Here is a 22,173-nt window from a genome sequence, read left to right as displayed (position 1 = left end):
GCACTGCGCGACCAACGGCCCCGGATTGCATCCGGGCTACATCCATACCCACGGATCATGTCCATGACCGAATACCACTTCCCCCTCGCCGCCGTGGTCGGTGCCGACTCGTTGAAGCTGGCGCTATGCCTGGCGGCCATCGACCCGGCCATCGGCGGCGTGCTGATCGAGGGCCCGCGCGGCATGGCCAAGTCGACCCTGGCCCGTGGCCTGGCCGATCTGCTGGACGGCGGGCGCTTCGTCACCCTGCCGCTGGGGGCGAGCGAGGAGCGCATCGTCGGCACCCTGGATCTGGATGCGGCCCTCGGCGAAGGCCGCACGCAGTTCTCGCTCGGCCTCTTGGCCCGCGCCGACGGCGGCGTGCTCTATGTCGATGAGGTCAACCTGCTGCCCGATCATCTGGTCGACCTGCTGCTCGATGCCGCCGCCAGCGGGGTCAACCACGTCGAGCGTGACGGCATCTCCCATCGCCATGCCGCGCGCTTTGTGCTAATCGGCACCATGAACGTCGAGGAGGGTGAGCTGCGCCCGCAACTGCTCGACCGCTTCGGCCTCAATCTGGCGCTGGACGGCCAGCCGCAACCGGCCGAGCGCGCCGAGATCGTCCGTCGCCGCCTGGCGTTCGATGCCGACCCCGCCGCCTTCCTGCAACGCTGGCAGACCGAGCAGGATGCCCTGGCCGAGCGCTGCCAGAACGCCCGCCAGCGCCTGGCCGATATCCCGCTGGATGACGCTGCGCTGGGCGAGATTAGCCAGCGCTGCTTCGCCGCCGCGGTCGATGGCCTGCGCGCCGATCTGGTCTGGCTGCGCGCCGCCCGTGCCCATGCCGCCTGGCGCGGCGCGGCGCCTATCGAGCCGGTGGATATCGACGCGGTAGAAGACTTCGTCCTGCGTCATCGTCGTCGTCAGCCACAACCGCCGGCCGCCACGCTGCCCGAGCAGGGTCAGGCGCCGCAGCAGTCGCAGGAGCAGCAACAGGGCGAAGGTCAGTGGGGCGAGCTGCCGGCGCAGCCACAGGCCATGGGCGAGCGGCGGGTGCCGCCGCGCTGGGCAAAAAAGCCCTGAGCATCCGCCCGCACACAGCCACAGGCGCGGATGCCGGCAATCGGCCCGGACGACTCGGCGGCGGCCTGCGTGGCGCCGCCCGCAGCGGCGTGGCCGGACGTATCGACTGGCCGGCGAGCCTGCTTAGGGGCCGTCCGCAACGCCGGGAGCAACTGGTGCTGCGCCCGCGCAGCCGGCAGGCCGAGCAGCTGTGGCTGGTGCTGGTCGATGCCTCCGCCTCCACCCGCCGCCATGGCGCCCTGAGCCTGGCCAAGGGCGTGCTAGCCGAGCTGTTCGACAGCGTCTATCGCCAGCGCGCGCGCCTGGCCGTGCTGCAGGCCGGCGGTCGTGAGGCGCAGTGGCTGTGGCAGGGGCGTAAGGCCGGCGCCGAACTGCATCGCTGGTTGCAGGAACTCAGCGCCGGTGGCGGCACGCCGCTGCTCGATGCGCTGCAGCAGGCCGGCGACTGGCTACAGCGTCGCCAGCGCCTGAAACCCAGTGAATGCCAGCGCCTGCTGATCCTCACCGATGGCCGTCTGCGCGATTGGCCGGCGCTGGCGCCGCTGCCGTGTCCGAGCCTGCTGCTCGACACCGAGCGCGCCCCCATCCGCCTGGGCCGCGCGCGCCAGCTGGCGCAGCAGCTGGGCGCCGACTACCACCATATCGACGACCTGGCGCCCGGCGTGCCGGGGCGCACCTGGAGAACCCCATGAAAACCCTGCTGCTGGTCGGCATCGGCGCCGGCGACCCGGACTACATCACCTTCCAGGCGATCAAGGCGCTGCGCCGCAGCGACCTGATCTTGCTGATGGACAAGGGCGCGGCCAAGCACAAGCTCAACGCCCTGCGCCGCGAGATCTGCGCGCGCTTCCTCGACGGCCACACGCCGCGTTTCGCCGAAGGCCTGCAGCCGGAGCGCGAACGCGACGCCGCCGACTACCGCGCCAGCGTCGACGAGCTCAACCGCGACAAGCAGGCGGTGTTCGAGCAACTGATCGACCAGCAGCTGGCCGATGGCGAAACGGCCGCCTTGATGGTCTGGGGCGACCCCTCGCTGTACGACAGCAGCATCCGCATCGCCGAGGCCATCGCCGCCAGTCGCAGCGATTTCGCCTTTGAGGTGATCCCCGGCATCACCAGCCTGCAGGCGCTGACCGCGCGCCACCGCATCCCGCTCAACAGCATCGGCCGCGCCGTGGAGATCACCACCGGCCGCCTGCTCGCCGAAGGCTGGCCGCCGGGGGTGGACAGCGTGGCGGTGATGCTCGACGCCAAGGACAGCTATCGCCGCTTCGTCGGCCAGGGCCTTGCCATCTACTGGGGCGCCTACGTCGGCACCGCCGATGAAATCCTCATCGCCGGCCCGCTGGATGAGCTGGCCGAGCGCATCGCCAGCACCCGCGCCGCGGCGCGCGAGCGCAATGGCTGGATCATGGACAGCTATCTGCTGCGCAAAGAGGGGGGGCAGGAGTGAATTGGAGAGGGTGGACAAGCAGCGCCTTATCCCCCTGCGCATGGTCCATGTGTCGGGTGGAAAACCGCGAAGCCTTCTCCACCATCCTCCGGTCGGCTGCGTCACCCCGTCTTGCAACCCAGCAGGGTGGTCGGTCAGCCCCCAGGCACCGCTGGTCGCAGCCAGGCGATTCAGTGGCGAGCGCCCTGTGGAAAACGCGCCGGATCGGCAAAGCAGGCGTGCAGGTGATCGAACACCAGGCGCACGCGGGGTGACACAGGGCCTTGCTGCGGGCGGTAGATGAACAGCTGCCAGGGATCGGGCGCCTGTTCTTCCAGCACCGCCTGCAGGCGGCCGCTTTCCAGGTACGGCTGAGCCAGGTAGGCGGGCAACTGGCCGTAGGCCAGGCCGGCGAGCACGGCTTCCAGCTCGGCCTCGGGGTCGTCGCACACCAGCGCCGGTGCGGGCGGATGCAGGCTGGGCCCCTGGGCGAAGGTCCAGGGCCAGGGACGACCGTTCTTGCGGTCGATCAGCACCGACAGCGGCCGCTGTTGCAGGTCGTCGAGGGTGCGCGGCGCGCCGCTGGCGGCGATCAGCTCCGGCGTGGCTACCACCTGCAACGGCACCGGCGCCAGGGCGCGGGCGACGTAGCGGCTGTCGCGCAGGAAGCCGACGCGGATGCCGATGTCGATCTGCGCCTCCACCGCGTCGGTGATCTCGTCCTCCAGGCGCAGGTTCAGCACCAGTTGCGGGTGCTGTTTGAGCAAGGGTTGCAGAAAGCCGACCAGAAAGCGCTTGCCGATGGCCTGCGGCGCGGTGATGCCGATGCGCCCGCTGATGGCCGATTCGGCCTCGGCGCGGTGGCCGCGAAACAGCGCGTCGAAATCTTCCAGCATCTGCCGGGCGCGCACCGCGTAGGCCTGGCCGAAGGCGGTGATATGCACCTGGCGGGTGTTGCGATGAAAGAGAATCTCGCCGAGCTCCTCCTCCAGCGCCTTGATCGCGCGGGTCACTGCCTGTGGGGAAACCCCCAGGCGAGTCGCTGCCTCGCGGAAATTGCTGCAGTCGGCTGCGCTGCAGAAGATGCGGATCATCTCCATGCGGTTGAGCATGTCGGGGCGCCTTTGTGTTCCAGAATGTGGAATAGCCTAATCCAAACTCTTCCATTCATTGAAACTGAAATCGCCCCTAACCTGAGCCCATGTCCGGCGTATGGCGCGGACACTCCAACGAATCGAGAGAGGGCTTACCCATGAGCAACAACATTTCCGGCAAGGTCGTGGTCATCACCGGCGCCAGCAGCGGCCTGGGCGAAGCCACCGCGCGTCACCTCAGCCAACTGGGCGCCAAGCTGGTGCTGGCCGCGCGGCGCCAGGAGCGTCTCGAGCAGCTGGTCAGCGAGCTGGTCGCCGCCGGTGGCGAGGCCGTGGCCTACCCGACCGACGTGACCCGTGCCGATGAGGTCAAGGCGCTGATCCAGGGCGCACTGGACACCTTCGGCCGCGTCGACGTGCTGGTCAACAACGCCGGGCTGATGGCCATCGCGCCACTCAGCGACGTGCGCGTCGAGGAGTGGGAGCGCATGATCGACATCAACATCAAGGGCGTGCTGTACGGCATCGCCGCGGCGCTGCCGGTGTTCCAGCAGCAGAACAGCGGGCACTTTATCAACATCGCCTCGGTGGCCGGGATCAAGGTGTTCAGCCCGGGCGGCACCGTCTACAGCGGCACCAAGTTCGCCGTACGCGCCATTTCCGAGGGCCTGCGCCATGAGGTCGGTGGCCGTATCCGCACGACCACCATCGAGCCCGGTGCGGTGGATTCGGAACTGAAGTTCGGCAGCTCGCACCAGCAGAGCCGCGACTTCGTCGTCGACTTCTACAAGCAGGCGATTCCGGCCGAGTCGGTGGCGCGCGCCATCGCCTACGCCATCGAGCAGCCGGCCGACGTCGACATCAACGAGATCGTCCTGCGCCCCACCGTGCAGGAATTCTGATCCACTGCCGCCGGCGCTTGCGATGCGGGTCTTCACGGGCCAGCATGCGAGCGCCTTTTCCGCTTTCAGGAGTCTGCATGAGCGCGTCCATCCGTCCCGTCGACCTGGCCAAGGCCTACCGCCTGCTCAACCATGGCCCCACCGTGCTGGTGTCCGCCCGCCACCAGGCTGTGGATAACGTCATGGCGGCGGCCTGGTGCTGCGCCCTGGATTTCGACCCACCGAAGCTCACCCTGGTGCTGGACAAGGCCACCCGCACCCGCGCGCTGATCGAAGGCAGCGGCCTGTTCGCCATCCAGATTCCGACCGTGGCGCAGCTGCAGCTGACCCAGGCGGTGGGCAATACCAGCCTCGCCGACGAGCCGGCGAAGCTGGCCCGCGCCGGTGTCGAGTTGTTCGAAATGGACGGCCACGACCTGCCCCTGGTGGCCGGCTGTTCGGCCTGGCTGGTCTGCCGCTTGCTCGATGAGCCGCACAATCAGCAGGCCTATGACCTGTTTATCGGCGAGGTGATCGCGGCCTGGGCGGACGAGCGGGTGTTCCGCGACGGCCGCTGGCACTTCGAGACCGCCGATCCGGCTCTGCGCAGCCTGCATCATGTCGCCGGTGGTCATTACTATGCCGTTGGCGATGCGCTGCAGGCCTGAAGGCTGGGCAACGAGGAGGCTGCATGTTTTCCCATATCTGTATCGGCGTGAGCGACTTCCCACGGGCCTGGGCCTTCTACCAGCCGCTCATGGCGTTGCTGGGCATCGAGCTGCGCTTTGTCGATGAGCACAAGCCCTGGGCCGCCTGGCAATCGAAGCCGGAGCCCCGACCGTTGCTGCTGATCGGCAAGCCTTTCGATGGCGCCGCCCATCATCCCGGTAACGGGCAGATGGTGGCGCTGTTGGCGCAGAGCCGCGCCCAGGTCGACCAGGCCCATCGGCTGGCGCTCGTCCAGGGTGGGCGTTGCGATGGCGCACCGGGCCTGCGCCCCGAATACCACCCCGATTACTACGGCGCCTACTTCCGCGACCCGGACGGCAACAAGCTGTGCGTGGTCTGCCACCAGGCCGAATGAGACGGCCGCTGCCCCGGCATATCGGCTAGCCCGGATGCAATTCGGGGCCTGGCCATCGGCCACTCAGTCGGGATACCAGCGCGGCGTATAGACCCACGCGCCCCCCTCGGCGCGGGGGAAGCGGCGGGTCTGGCTGGAGCCGATGATCACCAGGGTGCGCATATCGACCAGCTCCGGCGTCAGCTCGCCGAGGGTCAGGCTGCGCAGGGCTTCGGCCGGGCGGCCGATATCGCGCCCCAGCACCACCAGGGTTTGCGGCGCACGGTGCTGGCGCAGCAGCTCCAGGGCGCGGCCGAGCTGCCAGGGGCGGGCCTTGGAGATCGGGTTGTAGAAGGCCATGGCCAGGTCGGCGGCGGCGGCGTGCTGCAGGCGTTTTTCGATCACCGCCCAGGGCTTGAGGTTGTCGGACAGGGAGATCAGGCAGAAGTCGTGGCCCAGCGGCGCGCCGGCCTTGGCGGCGGTGGCCAGGGCGGCGGAGACGCCCGGTAGCACCTCCAGCTCGACGCCGTGCCAGGCCTCGCTCTGCGGGCTTTCCAGCGCCTCCATCACCGCGGCGGCCATGGCGAACACGCCGGGGTCGCCGGAGGAGATCATCACCACCCGGCGGCCGCTGGCGGCCAGTTCGAAGGCATGGGCGGCGCGCTGCAGTTCCTCGCGGTTGTCGCTGGGGTGCAGGCATTGATCGGCGCGCAGCGGGCCGGCCATCTTCAGGTAGGTGTCGTAGCCGAGCAGGTCTTCGGCCTGGTCCAGGGCGCGGCGCACGGCCGGGGTCATATGCTCGGCGGCGCCGGGGCCGAGGCCGACCACGCTGAGGCGGCCACGGCGCTGGCCGAGGCGCTCGATCTGCAGCGGCTGGTCGCCCAGCAGCAGGCGCAGGCCGTCGCCCCGGTGGCATTCGGCAGGCAGCTGGGAGTCGCTGTGGATAAAACGCAGCGGCAGCTTCAGTTCCGCTGCTGCCGCATGCAGCTCGCTATGGGCCATCCAGCCTTTGTCCGCCAGCAGGCAGGCCAGTGCCTGCGGCGCCAGCTTGGCATCGCTCAGCGCCTGCTGCAGACGTGCCGGCAGCTCGGCATCGGGGCGTTCGATCAGCGCGGCGGCGCAGCGCGGGTGGATCAGCAGTTCGTCGGCCCTGGGCGGACGCTGCTCGGCGGTGATATGGATCACCCGCGACGCGGTCTGATCTATCGGCAGCTGCGCGGCCTCCAGCCAGGGCGCCTGGCCTTCGATGCGCACGCTTTCGCCGCCGAGCAGGTCGCTGACGAAGCGCTTGCCCTGCTGCAGGTCGGCCAGCGCATAGCCGGCGGGTGGCTCCAGCAGGCAGGTGCCGAAGCGCAGCTCGCCGCTGGTGGTGATGGCCGGCGCCACGCCCAGGTGCGCGGCGATCTCGCGAGCCAGGCGATTGACCCCGGCCAGGCCGCCGAGCAGCGGCACCACGGCGCTGCCGTCCTCGGCCAGGGCCAGTACCGGCGGCTCGGCGCCCTTTTCCGAAAGCAGCGTGGCCAGGCTGCGGATGACGATGCCGGCGGCGCATAGCACCACAAGCGGCTGGCCGGCGCGATACAGGGCGCGCAGGGTCTCGCCGAAGTCCTCGTAATGGCGTTCGGCGCCATCGGCGCGTCCGCGCAGGCCATGGATCACGGCCTGTGGATAAAGCCCCTGGAGGCGTTGGGCAGTGGCCAGCGCGCTGGCGCCGAGGATGACGATGTTCATGCGGTAAATCCTGTGGCCCGGATGCCATCCGGGGAATGGGTTTTCCGGAGTGCATCCGGGCTACGCAAATGCGCCGTAGCGTGTAGGGTGGATGACGCTTTTTTCATCCACCCTTGCGCGCGGTGGATGGGTGAAGCGTCATCCACCCCACGGATTCAGCCGCGCCATTTCTGCCCGGGCACCAGAATCATGGAAAAGTAGGGCGACGCCATCGGCTCCACCTCGTCCAGCGCGACGATCTTCTGGCTGGCCATGGTGGCGCGCTCGACATAGTGCGCTCGGTCATCCAGGCCCAGCTTGCGCAGCACGCGGCGCACCTTGTCGAAGTTGCGCCCGAGCTTCATCACCACGGCGGCCTCGGCGTCGCGCAGGCGCTGTTCCAGCTCGTCTTCCGCCAGCACGCCGGAGAGCACGCTCAAGCTCTGGTTGCGGTAAACCAGCGGGGTGCCGAGCACCGAGGCGCAGCCGAGCATGGAGCACACGCCGGGCACCACCTCCACCTCGTAGCGGTCGGCCAGGCGGTCGTGCAGGTACATGTAGGAGCCGTAGAAGAACGGGTCACCCTCGCAGATCACCGCCACGTCCTGGCCCGCATCCAGCAGCCGGGCGATCTGCTCGGCGCAGGTGTCGTAGAAGTCGGCGATCACATCTTCGTAGGACAGCGGCGGGGCGAGCTTCTCGGTGGTCACCGGGTAGACCAGCGGCAGGCGTTGCTGCGCCTCGGTGAGATGGGCCTCGATGATGCTGAAGGCATTCCCGCCATGACCGGCATTGTGCTTGGCCTTGGCCACGAAGTAGGCCACCACCGGCGCCGACTGCAGCAGGCGTAGGGCCTTGAGGGTAAGCAGCTCGGGGTCGCCGGGGCCGACGCCGAGACCGAGCAGACGACCGGCCATCATTCCACCTCCGAGGCCAGGGCGTTGACCGCGGCCACCGCCATGGCGCTGCCGCCACGGCGGCCACGCACGATCACGTAGGGCACGCCGCGGTTGTCTGCCGCCAGGGCATCCTTGGATTCCGCCGCGCCGATAAAGCCCACCGGCATGCCGATGATCAGCGCCGGCTTCGGCGCGCCGGCATCGAGCATTTCCAGTAGGTAGAACAGCGCGGTGGGGGCATTGCCGATCACCACCACGCTGCCCTCCAGGTGCTCGCGCCAGTGCTCCAGGGCCACCGCCGAGCGGGTGTTGCCCAGTTCGTGGGCCAGCTCCGGCACGCCGGCGTCGTGCAGGGTGCAGATCACTCGGTTGTTCGCCGGCAGGCGCGGGCGGGTGATGCCCTCGGCGACCATGCGCGCATCGCAGAGAATCGGCGCGCCGGCCAGCAGCGCGGCGCGGCCAGCGGCGCCGGCACCGGCGGAGAAGCGCAGATCGGAGGCGACGTCGACCATGCCGCAGGCATGAATCACCCGTACGGCGAGTTTCTCCAGGTCGGCGGGGATGCCGTCCAGGTCGGCCTCGGCGCGGATGGTGGCGAAGGAGCGGCGGTAGATTTCCTGGCCGTCGCGGATGTAATCAAGCATCGGGTGTTCCTGCGGGGTGTTGGCGGGCGAACCAGGCGCCGGCCTCGTCGATGGTCATCGCCGGCGCCAGCAGACGGCCGAAACCGGGCGCCGCGGGTGTGCGTTGATAGAGCTGGTAGTGGTCGGGTGTGCTGGCCAGCAATGTGTAGGGCTGCACGCGGGCGCTGGCGCAGCTGCGCGGGCAGGCGCTGAGGTGCACCTGCGGGCGGGCGTGGCTTGCGCGCAGCAGCTCGGCCAGGTGCAGGGCGTGGCGCTTGCTGTCGGCCAAACCGCGGGCGCAGGCGGCCGAACCGGTGCAGGCGACCAGGCCGAGCAGCGGCTCGTCGGCCTGGGTCAGCAGGCCCAGCTGGTCCAGCCCCGCCAGCAGCTCGCTGGCGCGGGCCTCGGGGACGTTGCCCAGCAGCAGACCCTGCCAGGGCGTCAGGCGCAGCTCGCCGTCGCCATAGCGCTCGCTTAGCTCGGCCAGCGTGGTCAGTTGTTCGGCGTGCAGCCGGCCCAGTTGGGCGCCGGTGGCGACCATGCACAGGCCGGCCTGCGCCTGTGGATAAATCCCAGCCGGCGCGCGCTCGACGGCGGCGGCAGGCTGCCAGCTGGCCGGTGCCGGCTGCAGGGCAAAATCCAGGCGTGCCTGCAGGCGCTGCAGCAGTTCGTTGGCCGGGATCTGCGCCAGTAACTGGCGCATCCGCGATTGCTCGGGCGTGGCCAGCTCGAGGAACAGCAGCAGCAGCTGGCGCACCAGTTCGAGCGCCTGGCTCGCCTCGATGCGCGCCAGTGGCGTGTCCATGGGGCAGCCGGCCAGGCCCAGCAGCAAGTGGTGTTCGTCTTCGGCGGCCAGCCACAGGTCGTGGGGGTGTTCGCGCATGGCGAGGGCTTCGCCGCCATCGAGTTGCAGGGCGAACTTGGCCGACAACGCGTGCAGCGCCGGGCTGTCCTGCAGCAGGTCGAGCAATTGGCTGGCCAGCGGGCGCACGTCCATCCGCGCCTGCGGGTCGAGGCCGGCGGCGGGGCTGAGCAGCAGGTTGCGCACATCGTCGGCGGCGGCCACGCGCGGACCGAGGCCGGCGCTCAGCAGGGCGTCGATCAGCGGGTTTTCCTGGCCGGGCAGCACGCCGCGGATCTGCAGGTTGCTGCGGTTGGTCAGCTCCAGCACACCGCTGGCGCCATGCCGCGCCGCCTCGGCAATCGCGCGTGCCTGGGCGCTGCGCAGCACGCCGCCGGGCAGCTTGATGCGGCAGATGCCACCGTCCAGCGCGGGGACGATGCGCAGCAGGCCGGGGCAGGCGGAAGGGCGAACGGGCGCGAGCAAAGGGTCACCTGTGGCTAACGACGCGGCGACCGAACCAGCGAAATCCGCCCACAGGGGGACTCCATGGCATCGGTACACCCCGCCCGATGTTGGCACTCGCGACCAGCGTTCGTCGGCAGGTCTCCTGGCTGACAGGTCTTCGTCCGCCGCGCCTTCCCGGTTACCCAGTGGCCGATTGCATTGGACTCGCTGTTTACAGTTGCGGGGGCAGCCACGGTTTTACCGTGTTCCCTCTTAGGCCCGTTGCGGAGTCGTATCGACTCAAGGGCACCGACGAAGGCGCTATTATGCCCGCTTTGCCCGGAGCGCGGACAGGCGCTCCGTCGGGCTTGCGCGAGGACATTGGATGAAACCCTGGTTGACCCTGGTCGGCATCGGCGAAGACGGCTACCCCGGCCTGGGCAAGGCCGCGCGCCGCGCGCTGCTGGCGGCTACGCGCATCGTCGGTGCGCCGCGTCAGCTGGCGCTGCTGCCGCCGTGCATCGGTGGCGAACGGGAAACCTGGCCCAGTCCCTTCGACCTGCAGCCGCTGCTGGCCCGGCGTGGCGAGGCGCTGTGCGTGCTGGCCAGCGGCGACCCGATGTTCTATGGCGTCGGCGCCAGCCTGGCGCGGCAGGTGCCGGCCGACGAGCTGCTAGTGCTGCCGGCGCCGTCCTCGGTGTCGCTGGCGGCGGCGCGCCTGGGCTGGCCATTGCAAGAGGTGGAGGTGCTGTCGCTGGTCGGCCGGCCGCTGGCCACGCTCAACGCCCGGCTGTTTCCCGGCCTGCGCCTGCTGGTGCTGAGCGCCGATGGCGACACGCCTGCGCAGGTCGCCGCAGCGCTGCGCGCCCGTGGTTTCGGCGCCAGCCGCCTGACCCTGCTGGAACATCTGGGCGGCCCCGACGAGCGCCGCCTCGATGGCCTGGCCGCGAGCTGGAACCTGCCGCGCGGCGCCGACCTCAACCTGCTGGCCGTGGAATGCCTGGCCGACGCCGGGGCAAAGGTGCTGCCGCCGACCTGCGGCCTGCCGGACGAGGCCTACCGTCACGACGGCCAGCTGACCAAGCGCGACGTGCGCGCAGTGACCCTGGCGCGCCTGGCGCCGCTGCCCGGCGAGCTGCTGTGGGATGTCGGCGCCGGCTGTGGCTCCATCGGCATCGAGTGGATGCGCGCGCACCCGGCCTGCCGCGCCATCGCCGTTGAGGCCAACGAGGGCCGTCAGGATCATATCCGCCACAACCGCGATGCCCTCGGCGTACCCGGTCTGCAGCTGGTCGCCGGGCACGCGCCCGAGGCGCTGGTCGGGCTGCCCGCGCCGGATGCGATCTTTATCGGCGGCGGCGTCACGGTGCCCGGCGTGCTTGATGATTGCTGGGACGCGCTCAAGCCCGGCGGGCGTCTGTTGGCCAATGCCGTGACCATTCAAAGCGAGGCGGCGCTGGTGGCCTTCCGCGAACGGCAGGGTGGCGAGCTGCTGCGGCTCACCGTGGCCCAGGCGCAGCCGCTGGGCGGCTTCGACACCTGGCGCGCGGCGCTGCCGATCACCCTGCTGGCGGTGCGCAAGCCGTGAGTGCGCGACTCCTGCTGCTCGGCGGCACCAGCGAGGCGCTGCGCCTGGCCCGTCTCCTCGGGCCGGAGACCGTCTACAGCCTGGCCGGCCTCGGCCGCGTGCCGGACGACCTGGCCTGCCGCGTGCGCGTCGGCGGCTTTGGCGGCGCCGAAGGCCTGGCGGCCTTTATCGCCGCCGAAGGCATCGAGCTGCTGCTCGATCTGACCCACCCCTATGCGGCGCAGATCAGCCATAACGCCGCCCGCGCTGCCGCGATCGCCGGCGTGCCCTGCTGGGCGCTGCGTCGCCCCGGCTGGCAGCCGGGCCCGGATGACGACTGGCGCGAGGTGGACGGCTGGGATGAGCTGAGCCGCGCGCTGGCGCCGTTCCAGCGGCCGTTCTTCACCTCCGGGCGCGAGCCGCTGGCCCATCTGCACGAGATTCCCGAGCACCAGCACTGGACGGTACGCTGCCTGCAGAGCGAACCGGCGCCGCCGCGCGCCGAGATCATCGGTGCGCGCGGGCCGTTCTCGCTGGACGCGGAACGCGCGCTGTTCGCCCGCATCCGCTGCGATGTGCTGGTAAGCAAGAACAGCGGCAGTGCTTCTACCGAGCCGAAGCTGCAGGTCGCCCGTGAGCTGGGGCTGCCGGTGCTGCTGTTGCGTCGCCCCGCGTTGCCGGCGGTGACGCGGGAATTCGCCGAGCTGGAAGCCCTGTGGGAGGCGCTTCAGCGGCGACTGGACTGCTGCCGTCACGGCTAAAGACCCTCCCACGGATTTGCGTTGTGGCCCAAGAGCGGGTGCGTTGGCTTAGGGTGGATCACGCTTCATCGATCCACCGTTGTGGTGGACGTAAAAAGCGACGTCCACCCTACGGATTGCCTTCAGTGCTCGGCACGCTGCTAGACTGCCGGCCCGTTTTGGAGACCCCGATGAACCAAGCCCCCTACGCCCGCGTTCTGTTTATCGGCCCCGGCCTGGGACGTGGCGCATCGGCCGAGCGTCTGCAGCAGCGCATCGAAGCCCTGCTCGGTGAGGCGCACCTGTATGACAGCGAACAGGACGGCTGCTGGCAGGCCATCGACCAGGCGCCGCGACCGCTGTTGGTGGTGGATCTGGAGCCGCGCGCCGATGCCGCGCACCGCGACTGGCTGCGCCAGCGTATCGCCGACCGCGGCGACGGGGCCCAGGTGTTCGTGCTCTGCACGGCGCTGGAAGACGCCTGGCTCGACGGCCTGGGCGCGCTGCTGGAGCGCCGTGCGGCGCATCTCCCCTGCAGCGAGGTGCCGCCCGTGCCGGCGCAGCACGCCTGGTCGCAGATCCCGCCCCATGCCCAGCGCCTGCTGCTGTGCAACGGCCCGCGCTGTACCCGCAAGGGTGCCCTCGGCCTGTGGAAAAGCCTGCGTCAGCGGCTCAAGGCCGCCGGCCGGCTGGAGTGCGACGGCGGTGTGCATATCACCCGCAGCCAGTGCCAGTTCCCCTGCGACCTGGGGCCGACCGCGAGCCTTTATCCACAGGGCGAGTGGTACGGCATCAAGGATGAGGCGGCGGTGATCCGCCTGGTCGACGAGCGCCTGGTGGCGGGCCGGGCGCTGCCCGAACTGCGCATCGACCGGGACTGACTCTCGGGCCCACGGCGCGGCGTGTTGCGCGGGCAATTGAACCCTTGGCCTGACAGAGGGATCATCTGGACTAGGCTGGATGTGTCTTCACGTGCATCCGCAGGAGGGTTTCGCATGCTCGCGCAACTGCCATCCGTACTCCGCGAACTCCAGCTGCCGCTGCGTCTGAAGCTGTGGGACGGCAAGCAGATCGACCTGGGGCCGCGGCCCAAGGTGACCCTGGTGGTCAAGGATCCGAGCCTGGTCAGCCAGCTGGCCAGCCCCAGCCTGGACGCCCTCGGCGGCGCCTACGTCGAGGGCAAGCTCGACCTGGAAGGGCCGATCGATCAGGCCATCGCCGTGGGCGATGCGCTGAGCAGCGCGCTGCTCGGCGACGCCACCGCGCCGGTGGAGCTGCGCACCGCCCACGACAAGCGCAGCGACGCCGAGGCCATCAGCTACCACTACGACCTGTCCAATGACTTCTACCGCCTGTGGCTGGACCGCGACATGGTCTATTCCTGCGCCTATTTCGAGACCGGCGAGGAAGACCTCGACCAGGCCCAGCAGGCCAAGCTGCGCCATCTGTGCCGCAAGCTGCGCCTGCAGGCCGGTGACAAGCTGCTCGACGTCGGCTGCGGCTGGGGTGGCCTGGCCCGCTTCGCCGCGCGCGAGTTCGGCGCCGAGGTGTTCGGCATCACCCTCAGCCAGGCGCAGCTGGAGCTGGGCCGCCAGCGCGTGGCCGAGGAGGGCCTGGGCGACAGGGTCGAGCTGCAGCTGCTGGACTACCGCGACCTGCCGCAGGACGGCCGCTTCGACAAGGTGGTCAGCGTCGGCATGTTCGAGCACGTCGGCCACGCCAACCTGGCGCTGTACTGCCAGCGCCTGTTCGCTGCGGTGAAGACCGGCGGCCTGGTGCTGAACCACGGCATCACCTCGCGCTTCACCGACGGCCGCCCGGTGGGGCGCGGCGCCGGCGAGTTCATCGACCGCTACGTGTTTCCCCAGGGCGAGCTGCCGCACCTGGTCACCATCGGCACCGCGATCAGCGAGGCCGGCCTGGAGATCGTCGACGTCGAGAGCCTGCGCCTGCACTACGCGCGCACCCTGCAGCTGTGGAGCCAGGGCCTGGAGCAGCGTCTGCAGCAGGCGGCGGCGCTGGTGCCGGAAAAGGCCCTGCGCATCTGGCGGCTGTACCTGGCCGGCTGCGCCTACGGCTTCCAGCACGGCTGGATGAACCTGCACCAGATTCTCGCGGTGAAGCCGCGCGAGGACGGCAGTCACGACCTGCCCTGGACCCGCGCCGACCTCTATCGCTGAGCAGCTGCTGGAGTAAGATGCGGCTCGACTCCGCCCTCCGAGCCGCCCATGCCGCAGCAGCACCGCTACCGCGTCGCCTTCACCGTTCTGGCCATTCTCGCCGGCCTGCTGCTCAGCGTCTGGCTGGGCGGGCGCCATGCCGAGCAGCGCGCCTGGGCCGAGCGCAGCGTCGAGGCGCGCGGCCAGCTGCAGCTCTACGCCCAGTCGATCCGCACCCTGGTCGAGCGCTTCAGCTCGGTGCCCGAGGTGCTGGCGCTGGACAGCGACATCAAGAGCCTGCTGCGCGCGCCGCAGGATCGCCAGCTGCGCCATGCCCTCAACCAGCGCCTGGAACGGCTCAACGCCGCCGCCGGTTCCACCGTGCTGTACCTGCTCGATGCCCGCGGCGAGACCCTGGTGGCGAGCAACTGGCGCGACTGGAGCAGCTTCGTCGGCAACAACTACGCCTTCCGCCCCTACTTCCAGGACGCCCTGCGCGACGAGGGCGCGCGCTACTTCGCGGTGGGCGTGACCACCGGCATCCCCGGCTACTTCCTCTCCCATGTGGTGCGCGACGACGACGGCAGCCTGCTCGGCGTGCTGGTGGTCAAGCTGGAGCTGGAGGAGCTGCAGCGCGAATGGGTCGGCCAGCCCGGTGTGCTGCTGGTGGCCGACAGCTACCAGGTGGTGATCCTCAGCAACAAGCCGGCCTGGCGCTTCCGCGCCCTGCAGGCGCTCGACGAGCAGGCGCGGGCCGAGCTGGTGGAGGTGCGCAAGTACGCCGAACAGGCGCTGCAGCCGCTGGCTCAGGAGGTCCACCGGCGCATCGACGAGGATGCCCAGTGGGTGCGGGTGGACGGCCCGGACGGCAGCCGCGACTACCTCTGGCAGCGCCTGGCCATGCCCGAGGAGGGCTGGACCCTGCACCTGCTCGGCGAGCCGTCCGGCCTGGCCGACAGCGTGCGCAGCTACCGCCTGGCCGCCGCCGGGGTGTGGATGACCTTGGCCTTCCTCCTGCTGTTCCTCGCCCAGCGGCGCAAGAACCAGCGCCTGCAGGCCGGTATCCGCGAGCGCCTGGAGCGCGAGGTGGAGCTGCGCACCGCCGAGCTGCGCCAGGCCCAGGACGGCCTGGTGCACGCCGCCAAGATGGCCGCCCTGGGGCAGATGTCGGCCGCCCTGGCGCACGAGATCAACCAGCCGCTGACCGCCCTGCAGATGCAGCTCGGCAGCCTGCGCCTGCTCCTCGACAGCGGCCGGCCGGAAGCGGTGCGCGAGGGCCTGCAGCGCATCGACGGCCTGCTGCAGCGCATGGCCGCGCTCACCGGCCACCTGAAGACCTTCGCCCGCAAGACCCCGGCCGGCCTCAGCGAGCGCCTGTGCCTGGGCGACGTGCTGGAACAGGCGCTGCAGCTGCTGGCGCCGCGCATGCGCAGCGAGCAGGTGGAACTGCGCACGCGGGTGGACGACGAGGCCGAGGTGCTCGGCGACGCCATCCGCCTCGAGCAGGTGCTGCTCAACCTGTTGCACAACGCCCTCGACGCCATGGCCGACAGCGAGTCGCGCATCCTCGAGGTGCGTATCGCCCGCGACGGGGACGCCTGCCTGCTGAGCGTCGAGGACAGCGGCGGCGGCATCGCCGAGGAAACCCTGGGCCGGGTGTTCGAGCCGTTCTTCACCACCAAGCCGGTGGGCCAGGGCCTGGGCCTCGGCCTGGCGGTGTCCTACGGCATCGTCCGCGAGTTGGGCGGCAGCCTGCAGGCGCACAACGGCGAGCGCGGTGCGCGGTTCACCCTGAGCTTGCCGGCCGCGCCGTGACCCTGTGGCAGGGGCCTTCAGTCGCGACAGCAGCGCCGATGTTTCGCGGCTAAAGCCCCGCCCACGGCCCGTGCAGGCTCCGTAGCCCGGCTGCAATCCGGAGAATTGGTAGTGCGTAGGGTGGATGGCGCTTCACCCATCTACCAGGCCATGGAAACCATGGTGGATGAAAACAGCGTTATCCACCCTACGGACCGCGTTGAATCTTGTGGGCTACACTGCCCGCCGTTTTCGAGAGGAGGTGCCATGAGCGCTCAGGTGATAGTGGTCGACGACGAGGCGGCGATTCGCGAGGCGGTGCAGCAGTGGCTGGAGCTGTCCGGTTTCACCGTGCGCAGCTGCGCCAGCGCGGCCGAGGCCCTGGCCCTGGTCGATCGCGACTACCCCGGCATAGTCGTCAGCGATGTACGCATGCCCGGCAGCGATGGCCTGCAGCTGCTCGACAAGCTGCTGGCGCTGGATGCCGACCTGCCGGTGATCCTGGTCACCGGCCACGGCGACGTGCCCATGGCGGTGCAGGCGCTGCGCCAGGGCGCCTACGACTTCATCGAGAAACCCTTCACCCCCGAGCGCCTGCTCGACAGCGTGCGCCGCGCCCTCGACAAGCGCCGCCTGGTCTGCGAGAACCGCCTGCTGCGCCAGCAGGTGGCCGACAAGGGCCGTATCGAGAGCCAGCTGATCGGCATCTCGCGGCCGATGGAGAACCTGCGCCGGCAGATCCTCGAGCTGGCCGGTACCTCGGTCAACGTGCTGATCCGCGGCGAGACCGGCAGCGGCAAGGAGCGCGTGGCGCGCTGCCTGCACGACTTCAGCCCGCGCGCCGGCAAGGCCTTCGCCGCGCTGAACTGCGCGGCGATTCCCGAGACCATCTTCGAGAGCGAGCTGTTCGGCCACGAGAGCGGCGCCTTCACCGGCGCCCAGGCCAAGCGCATCGGCCGCATCGAGCACGCCGACGGCGGCACCCTGTTCCTCGACGAGGTGGAGAGTCTGCCGCTGGCGCAGCAGGTCAAGTTGCTGCGCGTGCTGCAGGAGAAGACCCTGGAACGCCTCGGCTCGAACAAGAGCATCCAGGTCGACCTGCGAGTGATCAGCGCGGCCAAGCCGGATCTGCAGGGCGAGGTGAAGGCCGGTCGCTTTCGCGAGGACCTGCTGTACCGTCTGAACGTCGCCACCCTGCAGATTCCGCCGCTGCGCGAGCGCCGCGAGGACATTCCGCTGCTGTTCGAGCACTTCGCCCGCGCCGCCGCCGAACGCCACGGCCGCGAGGTGCCACCGCTGGCGCCCAGCGAGCTGGCGCGGCTGCTCGGCCACGACTGGCCGGGCAACGTGCGCGAGCTGATCAACGCCGCCGAGCGCCATGCCCTCGGCCTGTCCAGCCCGCCGCCGGCCGAGCGTTTCGCCGGCCAGGCGCTGGCCCAGCAGATGGAGGCCTTCGAGGCGCAATGCCTGCACAACGCCCTGCTGCAATGTCAGGGCAATATCGCCGCGGTGATGGAGATGCTGCAGCTGCCGCGCCGCACCCTCAACGAGAAGATGCAGCGCCACGGCCTGGCGCGCGGCGACTATCTGCCCGGCGGCGAGGAATAAGCCACTCCCTCTGGGAGCCCGCTTGCCGGGGGATATTGTTAAGGATGATCACCCGCCAGCGGGCCATGGTTTTGCTGGCCTGCATCCGGGTGACCCGATAAGCGGATTTTTGCCGGCTGCGTCACAGGGCTAGGCGGATTCCCGCTCAGCGACGCCCCTTGCTCTCGATAAAACCCCTCTATTGCGGGCCTTTCAGGCCCTGGCACGGCATCTGCTATGACTGTTTCAGTCGCCCGGCAGCTTGCCGCCGCGGCGACCATAACAACGACAAGAGGTCTGCCCATGAACTGCCCAGTCTTCCGCGCCATGCTGCCGTGCATGGGCCGCCTCTCGACCGCGCCCGCCGCGGCCCTTGTCCGACGCTGCACCCTGCGCCGCTGATCGCGCACCGCCGACGTCGCCTGACCGGCGTCGTCTAGAGTGAAACTCTGCATAAAGCCATAACAACGACGGAGATACTTCCATGCGACTGACCAAGAAACTTAGCCTGTTCGCCGCTGCCGCGGCCATCACTGCCAGCACCGCGGTGCTCGCCGCACCGACCTTCATCAACGTGCTGACCGGCGGCACCAGCGGCGTCTACTACCCGATCGGCGTGGCCCTGTCGCAGCTGTACAGCAACGGCATCGACGGCGCCAAGACCTCGGTGCAGGCGACCAAGGCGTCGGTGGAAAACCTCAACCTGCTGCAGGCCGGTCGCGGCGAACTGGCCTTCGCCCTCGGCGACTCGGTGGCCGATGCCTGGAACGGCGTGGAAGACGCCGGCTTCAAGGCGCCGCTGAAGAAGATCCGCGCCATCGCCGGCACCTACCCGAACTACATCCAGATCGTCGCCAACGCCGAATCCGGCATCAAGACCCTGGACGACCTCAAGGGCAAGCGCATCTCCGTCGGCGCGCCGAAGTCCGGCACCGAGCTCAACGCCCGCGCCATCTTCGAAGCCGCCGGCCTGAGCTACGAGGACATGGGCAAGGTCGAGTTCCTGCCCTACGCCGAGTCGGTCGAGCTGATCAAGAACCGCCAGCTGGACGCCACCCTGCAGTCCTCCGGGCTGGGCATGGCCGCCATCCGCGACCTGGCCTCGACCATGAAGATCAGCTTCGTCGCCATCCCGGCCGAAGTGACCGCGAAGATCGACAACGCCGCCTACCAGGCCGCCACCATCCCGGCCGGCACTTACGACGGCCAGGATAGCGACGTGCCCACCGTGGCCATCACCAACATCCTGGTCAGCCATGAAGGCGTCTCCGACGAGGTGGCCTACCAGATGACCAAGCTGATGTTCGACAACCTGGATCGTCTCGGCACCGCCCACTCCGCGGCCCAGGACATCAAGCTGGAAAGCGCCACGCAGAACCTGCCGATCCCGCTGCACCCGGGTGCCGAGCGCTTCTACAAGGAAGCCGGCGCGCTCTGATGCAGGGCGGGCCGTGGCATGGCGCCACGGCCCTGGTGGGCTGTCTCGGCAGCGTTGCAACGATCACCGGTGCGTATGGCCTGGGCGGCCCCGCGACACCCTGCGGATCGCCGCCGCGACAAGGTTTCGAGGCAGCCCGCCGGCGATGGGGCTGGCCGCGTTGCGGCCGGCCCATCCGACGCAGAATCGCGAATAAAACCGGCGTTCACAGGCGGTGGGTTTTGTTGGCGACTCTGTCTCCGTATCGAAGTAGTCACGAGGTTTGCACTCCATGAGTGAGCAGAATCAGGGTCTGGGCGCCAGCCCGTCCGACTGGCCGAAGGCGCTTTTTGCAGTCGCGCTGCTGTTTTCCATCTTCCAGATCGTCACCGCGGCCTTCCACCCGGTGTCGACCCAGGTGCTGCGTGCGGTGCACGTCGGCTTCCTGCTGCTGCTGGTGTTCATCAGCGTGCCGGCCTTCGGCGCCAAGCGCCCCTGGCAACCGCTGGCCTGGCTGCTGGGCCTGGCCGGCATGGCCACGGCGGGCTACCAGTGGTACTTCGAGGCGGACCTGATCCAGCGCTCGGGTGACCTGACCACGGCCGACATGCTCATCGGCCTGACCCTGATCGTGCTGGTGTTCGAAGCCGCGCGGCGGGTCATGGGCATCGCCCTGCCGATCATCTGCGCGATGTTTCTGGTCTACGGTCTGTTCGGCCAGTACCTGCCGGGCGACCTGATGCACCGCGGCTACGGCATCGACCAGATCGTCAACCAGCTGTCGTTCGGCACCGAGGGACTGTACGGCACGCCGACCTACGTCTCGGCCACCTACATCTTCCTGTTCATCCTGTTCGGCGCCTTCCTCGAGCAGGCCGGGATGATCAAGCTGTTCACCGACTTCGCCATGGGCCTGTTCGGCCACAAGGTCGGCGGCCCGGCCAAGGTGTCGGTGGTGTCCTCGGCGCTGATGGGCACCATCACCGGTTCCGGTGTGGCCAACGTGGTCACCACCGGGCAGTTCACCATCCCGCTGATGAAGCGCTTCGGCTACCGTCCGGCCTTCGCCGGCGGCGTCGAGGCGACCTCGTCGATGGGCAGCCAGATCATGCCGCCGATCATGGGCGCGGTGGCCTTCATCATGGCCGAGACCATCAACGTGCCGTTCTTCGAGGTGGCCAAGGCCGCGCTGATCCCGGCGCTGCTGTACTTCGGCTCGGTGTTCTGGATGGTCCACCTGGAGGCCAAGCGCGCCAACCTGAGCGGCCTGCCCAAGGACGAATGCCCGAACCCGTGGAAGGCCGTGCGCGAGCGCTGGTTCCTGCTGATCCCGCTGCTGATCCTGATCTACCTGCTGTTCTCCGGGCGTACCCCGCTGTTCTCCGGCACCGTCGGCCTGGCCCTGACCGCCATGGTCATCCTCGGTTCGGCGATCATCCTGCGGGTGTCGTCCAAGGCCATGCGCTTCGCCTTCTGGATCGCCCTGGGCGTGCTCTGCGCCGGCTTCTTCCAGCTCGGCATCGGCGTGGTGTTCGGCGTCATCGGCCTGCTGGTGGCGGCCTGCTGGTTCGTCAAGGGCGGCCGCGACACCCTGACCCTGTGCCTGCACGCGCTGGTCGAAGGCGCGCGCCACGCGGTGCCGGTGGGTATCGCCTGCGCCCTGGTCGGGGTGATCATCGGCGTGGTGTCGCTGACCGGGGTGGCCTCCACCTTCGCCGGCTACATCCTCGCCATCGGCCAGGACAACCTGTTCCTCTCGCTGGTGCTGACCATGCTCACCTGCCTGGTGCTGGGCATGGGCATCCCGACCATCCCCAACTACATCATCACCAGCTCGATCGCCGCGCCCGCGCTGCTGGAGCTGGGCGTGCCGCTGATCGTCTCGCACATGTTCGTCTTCTACTTCGGCATCATGGCCGACCTCACCCCGCCGGTGGCGCTGGCCTGCTTCGCCGCGGCGCCGATCGCCAAGGAGCGCGGCCTGAAGATCAGCCTGTGGGCGGTGCGCATCGCCGTGGCCGGCTTCGTCGTGCCCTATATGGCGGTCTACTCGCCGGCGCTGATGCTGCAGGGCGACAGCCTGCTGGCGACCGTCTACGTGGGCCTCAAGGCCTTGCTGGCCATCGGCATCTGGGGCGCGGTGTTCACCGGCTTCCTGCAGGCCAAGCTGAGCTGGTGGGAACGTGCCCTGGGCTTCGCCGCCGGCGCCAGCCTGATCCTGGCCACGCCGATCAGCGACGAGATCGGCTTCGCCCTCAGCGTCATCTTCATCGGTCAGCACATCTGGCGCGCCCGTCGCGCCCAGGCGGCGCTGGCGTGATCGGCCTGTGCCTGGGGCTGGCCGGCGCTGTATGGGCAGAGCTGCCCGTGCCGGCCTTCACTCTGGCCTGGGATCACAGCATCGAGAAGATCCGCTGGGAAGAGGATTACCGCGTCACCGCCGAGGGCCTGGTCCTCGGCGAGGCGCGGGTCAAGGGTTCCGGCGCCGGGATGGAGATTCCCGACGGCGCCGAACTGCGCAATGGCAGCTGGCACTACCAGCGTCGGCTACCGCCTTTGCAACCCCTGCGAGTCGGGCGTACGCCCGAAGCCGGGGATTACCAACTCTGTATCGACCAGCGTTGTCGCCCGATGAGCGACTGGCTCGGCCCGCCACAAGCGAGCCAGCCGGCGTTGGAACTCTGGAGCTGCGAGCTGGGCTCCCCCGCGGCTGACGCGGGCTAGGTTCGCCAGAGCGGACCAGGCTTCCGGCGCCACAAGTGCCGGGCGGAAAAGAAGAGAACCCCCATGCGGCGCAGGCCGGTGGGGGTTTTGTTCGTCTGCGGCCTGCTAGGCTTGGCTAACCACCTGCCCA

General features: G+C 69.4%; 20 protein-coding genes and 1 riboswitch. Of the genes, 15 read left to right on the top strand and 5 right to left on the bottom strand.

All coding sequences use genetic code 11. The features are described from left to right. The first annotated feature begins 57 nt into the window (after positions 1-57). Genes AC1G9C_RS24805 through cobF form a run of 3 tightly spaced genes read left to right on the top strand, consistent with a single transcriptional unit; the run spans position 58 to position 2,518 of the window. Positions 58-1,065, top strand: coding sequence for a magnesium chelatase ATPase subunit I (locus AC1G9C_RS24805; RefSeq protein WP_480409100.1), 1,008 nt, complete (start codon positions 58-60; stop codon positions 1,063-1,065). Next, positions 1,047-1,757 carry a vWA domain-containing protein gene (locus AC1G9C_RS24800; RefSeq protein ID WP_480410442.1) on the top strand — a complete coding sequence of 237 codons (711 nt, stop codon included), beginning with the start codon at positions 1,047-1,049 and terminating at the stop codon, positions 1,755-1,757. Before AC1G9C_RS24805 ends, AC1G9C_RS24800 begins: the two co-directional genes overlap by 19 nt. Next, complete coding sequence (cobF, locus tag AC1G9C_RS24795; RefSeq protein WP_480409099.1) at positions 1,754-2,518, top strand: precorrin-6A synthase (deacetylating); 765 nt, start codon at positions 1,754-1,756, stop codon at positions 2,516-2,518. The genes AC1G9C_RS24800 and cobF overlap by 4 nt, the downstream gene beginning before the upstream one ends. 170 nt (positions 2,519-2,688) lie before the next feature. On the opposite strand, the gene AC1G9C_RS24790 is transcribed toward cobF, so the two are convergent. Beyond that, on the bottom strand, positions 2,689-3,609 hold the full coding sequence (locus AC1G9C_RS24790) for a LysR family transcriptional regulator (protein WP_457788450.1): 921 nt from the start codon (positions 3,607-3,609) through the stop codon (positions 2,689-2,691). Between the two features lie 140 nt (positions 3,610-3,749). On the opposite strand from AC1G9C_RS24790, the gene AC1G9C_RS24785 reads away from it, so the two are divergent. From AC1G9C_RS24785 to AC1G9C_RS24775, 3 genes are all read left to right on the top strand, one after another. Then, positions 3,750-4,493, top strand: coding sequence for an SDR family oxidoreductase (locus AC1G9C_RS24785; protein ID WP_445581836.1), 744 nt, complete (start codon positions 3,750-3,752; stop codon positions 4,491-4,493). Positions 4,494-4,570: 77 nt separating this feature from the next. Continuing rightward, positions 4,571-5,140: a flavin reductase family protein gene (locus AC1G9C_RS24780; protein ID WP_122110231.1), complete on the top strand. Its 570-nt coding sequence runs from the start codon at positions 4,571-4,573 to the stop codon at positions 5,138-5,140. A 23-nt stretch (positions 5,141-5,163) separates the two neighbouring features. Then, positions 5,164-5,556, top strand: coding sequence for a VOC family protein (locus AC1G9C_RS24775; RefSeq protein ID WP_480409098.1), 393 nt, complete (start codon positions 5,164-5,166; stop codon positions 5,554-5,556). A gap of 63 nt (positions 5,557-5,619) precedes the next feature. Here AC1G9C_RS24775 and cobJ read toward each other — a convergent pair whose 3' ends face one another. The 4 genes from cobJ to cobG all read right to left on the bottom strand — a co-directional run bounded on the left by cobJ (position 5,620) and on the right by cobG (position 10,094). Further along, positions 5,620-7,266 carry a precorrin-3B C(17)-methyltransferase gene (cobJ, locus tag AC1G9C_RS24770; RefSeq protein WP_480409097.1) on the bottom strand — a complete coding sequence of 549 codons (1,647 nt, stop codon included), beginning with the start codon at positions 7,264-7,266 and terminating at the stop codon, positions 5,620-5,622. Positions 7,267-7,421: 155 nt separating this feature from the next. After that, complete coding sequence (locus AC1G9C_RS24765) at positions 7,422-8,165, bottom strand: precorrin-2 C(20)-methyltransferase (RefSeq protein ID WP_480409096.1); 744 nt, start codon at positions 8,163-8,165, stop codon at positions 7,422-7,424. Next, positions 8,162-8,788 carry a precorrin-8X methylmutase gene (locus AC1G9C_RS24760; RefSeq protein WP_480409095.1) on the bottom strand — a complete coding sequence of 209 codons (627 nt, stop codon included), beginning with the start codon at positions 8,786-8,788 and terminating at the stop codon, positions 8,162-8,164. The genes AC1G9C_RS24765 and AC1G9C_RS24760 overlap by 4 nt, the downstream gene beginning before the upstream one ends. Then, the gene (gene cobG, locus AC1G9C_RS24755) at positions 8,781-10,094 is read right to left on the bottom strand and encodes a precorrin-3B synthase (protein WP_480409094.1); all 1,314 of its coding nucleotides are present in this window, start codon (positions 10,092-10,094) and stop codon (positions 8,781-8,783) included. Before cobG ends, AC1G9C_RS24760 begins: the two co-directional genes overlap by 8 nt. A gap of 97 nt (positions 10,095-10,191) precedes the next feature. After that, positions 10,192-10,384: riboswitch (cobalamin riboswitch) on the bottom strand. A gap of 56 nt (positions 10,385-10,440) precedes the next feature. On the opposite strand from cobG, the gene cbiE reads away from it, so the two are divergent. The 9 genes from cbiE to AC1G9C_RS24710 all read left to right on the top strand — a co-directional run bounded on the left by cbiE (position 10,441) and on the right by AC1G9C_RS24710 (position 22,043). Continuing rightward, positions 10,441-11,643 carry a precorrin-6y C5,15-methyltransferase (decarboxylating) subunit CbiE gene (cbiE, locus tag AC1G9C_RS24750; protein ID WP_480409093.1) on the top strand — a complete coding sequence of 401 codons (1,203 nt, stop codon included), beginning with the start codon at positions 10,441-10,443 and terminating at the stop codon, positions 11,641-11,643. Then, positions 11,640-12,383, top strand: coding sequence for a cobalt-precorrin-6A reductase (locus AC1G9C_RS24745; protein ID WP_480409092.1), 744 nt, complete (start codon positions 11,640-11,642; stop codon positions 12,381-12,383). Before cbiE ends, AC1G9C_RS24745 begins: the two co-directional genes overlap by 4 nt. 170 nt (positions 12,384-12,553) lie before the next feature. Continuing rightward, positions 12,554-13,243, top strand: a complete 690-nt coding sequence (locus AC1G9C_RS24740) for a (2Fe-2S) ferredoxin domain-containing protein (protein WP_480409091.1) — start codon at positions 12,554-12,556, stop codon at positions 13,241-13,243. A gap of 114 nt (positions 13,244-13,357) precedes the next feature. Then, positions 13,358-14,542, top strand: coding sequence for a C17 cyclopropane fatty acid synthase CfaB (cfaB, locus tag AC1G9C_RS24735; RefSeq protein ID WP_480409090.1), 1,185 nt, complete (start codon positions 13,358-13,360; stop codon positions 14,540-14,542). 48 nt (positions 14,543-14,590) lie between these two features. Then, entirely contained in the window at positions 14,591-16,336 is a 1,746-nt protein-coding gene (locus AC1G9C_RS24730; RefSeq protein ID WP_480409089.1) for a sensor histidine kinase, read from the top strand. Positions 16,337-16,582: 246 nt separating this feature from the next. Next, positions 16,583-17,923: a sigma-54-dependent transcriptional regulator gene (locus tag AC1G9C_RS24725; RefSeq protein WP_397498150.1), complete on the top strand. Its 1,341-nt coding sequence runs from the start codon at positions 16,583-16,585 to the stop codon at positions 17,921-17,923. 463 nt (positions 17,924-18,386) lie between these two features. Next, positions 18,387-19,340 carry a TAXI family TRAP transporter solute-binding subunit gene (locus AC1G9C_RS24720; protein WP_021442333.1) on the top strand — a complete coding sequence of 318 codons (954 nt, stop codon included), beginning with the start codon at positions 18,387-18,389 and terminating at the stop codon, positions 19,338-19,340. A 271-nt stretch (positions 19,341-19,611) separates the two neighbouring features. Next, entirely contained in the window at positions 19,612-21,639 is a 2,028-nt protein-coding gene (locus AC1G9C_RS24715) for a TRAP transporter permease (protein WP_021442332.1), read from the top strand. Then, the gene (locus AC1G9C_RS24710; protein ID WP_021442331.1) at positions 21,636-22,043 is read left to right on the top strand and encodes a DUF1850 domain-containing protein; all 408 of its coding nucleotides are present in this window, start codon (positions 21,636-21,638) and stop codon (positions 22,041-22,043) included. The genes AC1G9C_RS24715 and AC1G9C_RS24710 overlap by 4 nt, the downstream gene beginning before the upstream one ends. Positions 22,044-22,173 lie beyond the last annotated feature (130 nt).

The organism is Pseudomonas sp. ABa2, from assembly GCF_056676075.1.
The sequence above is the reverse complement of the archived record's forward strand: the minus strand, read 5'-3'. Positions and strand labels throughout refer to the sequence as shown.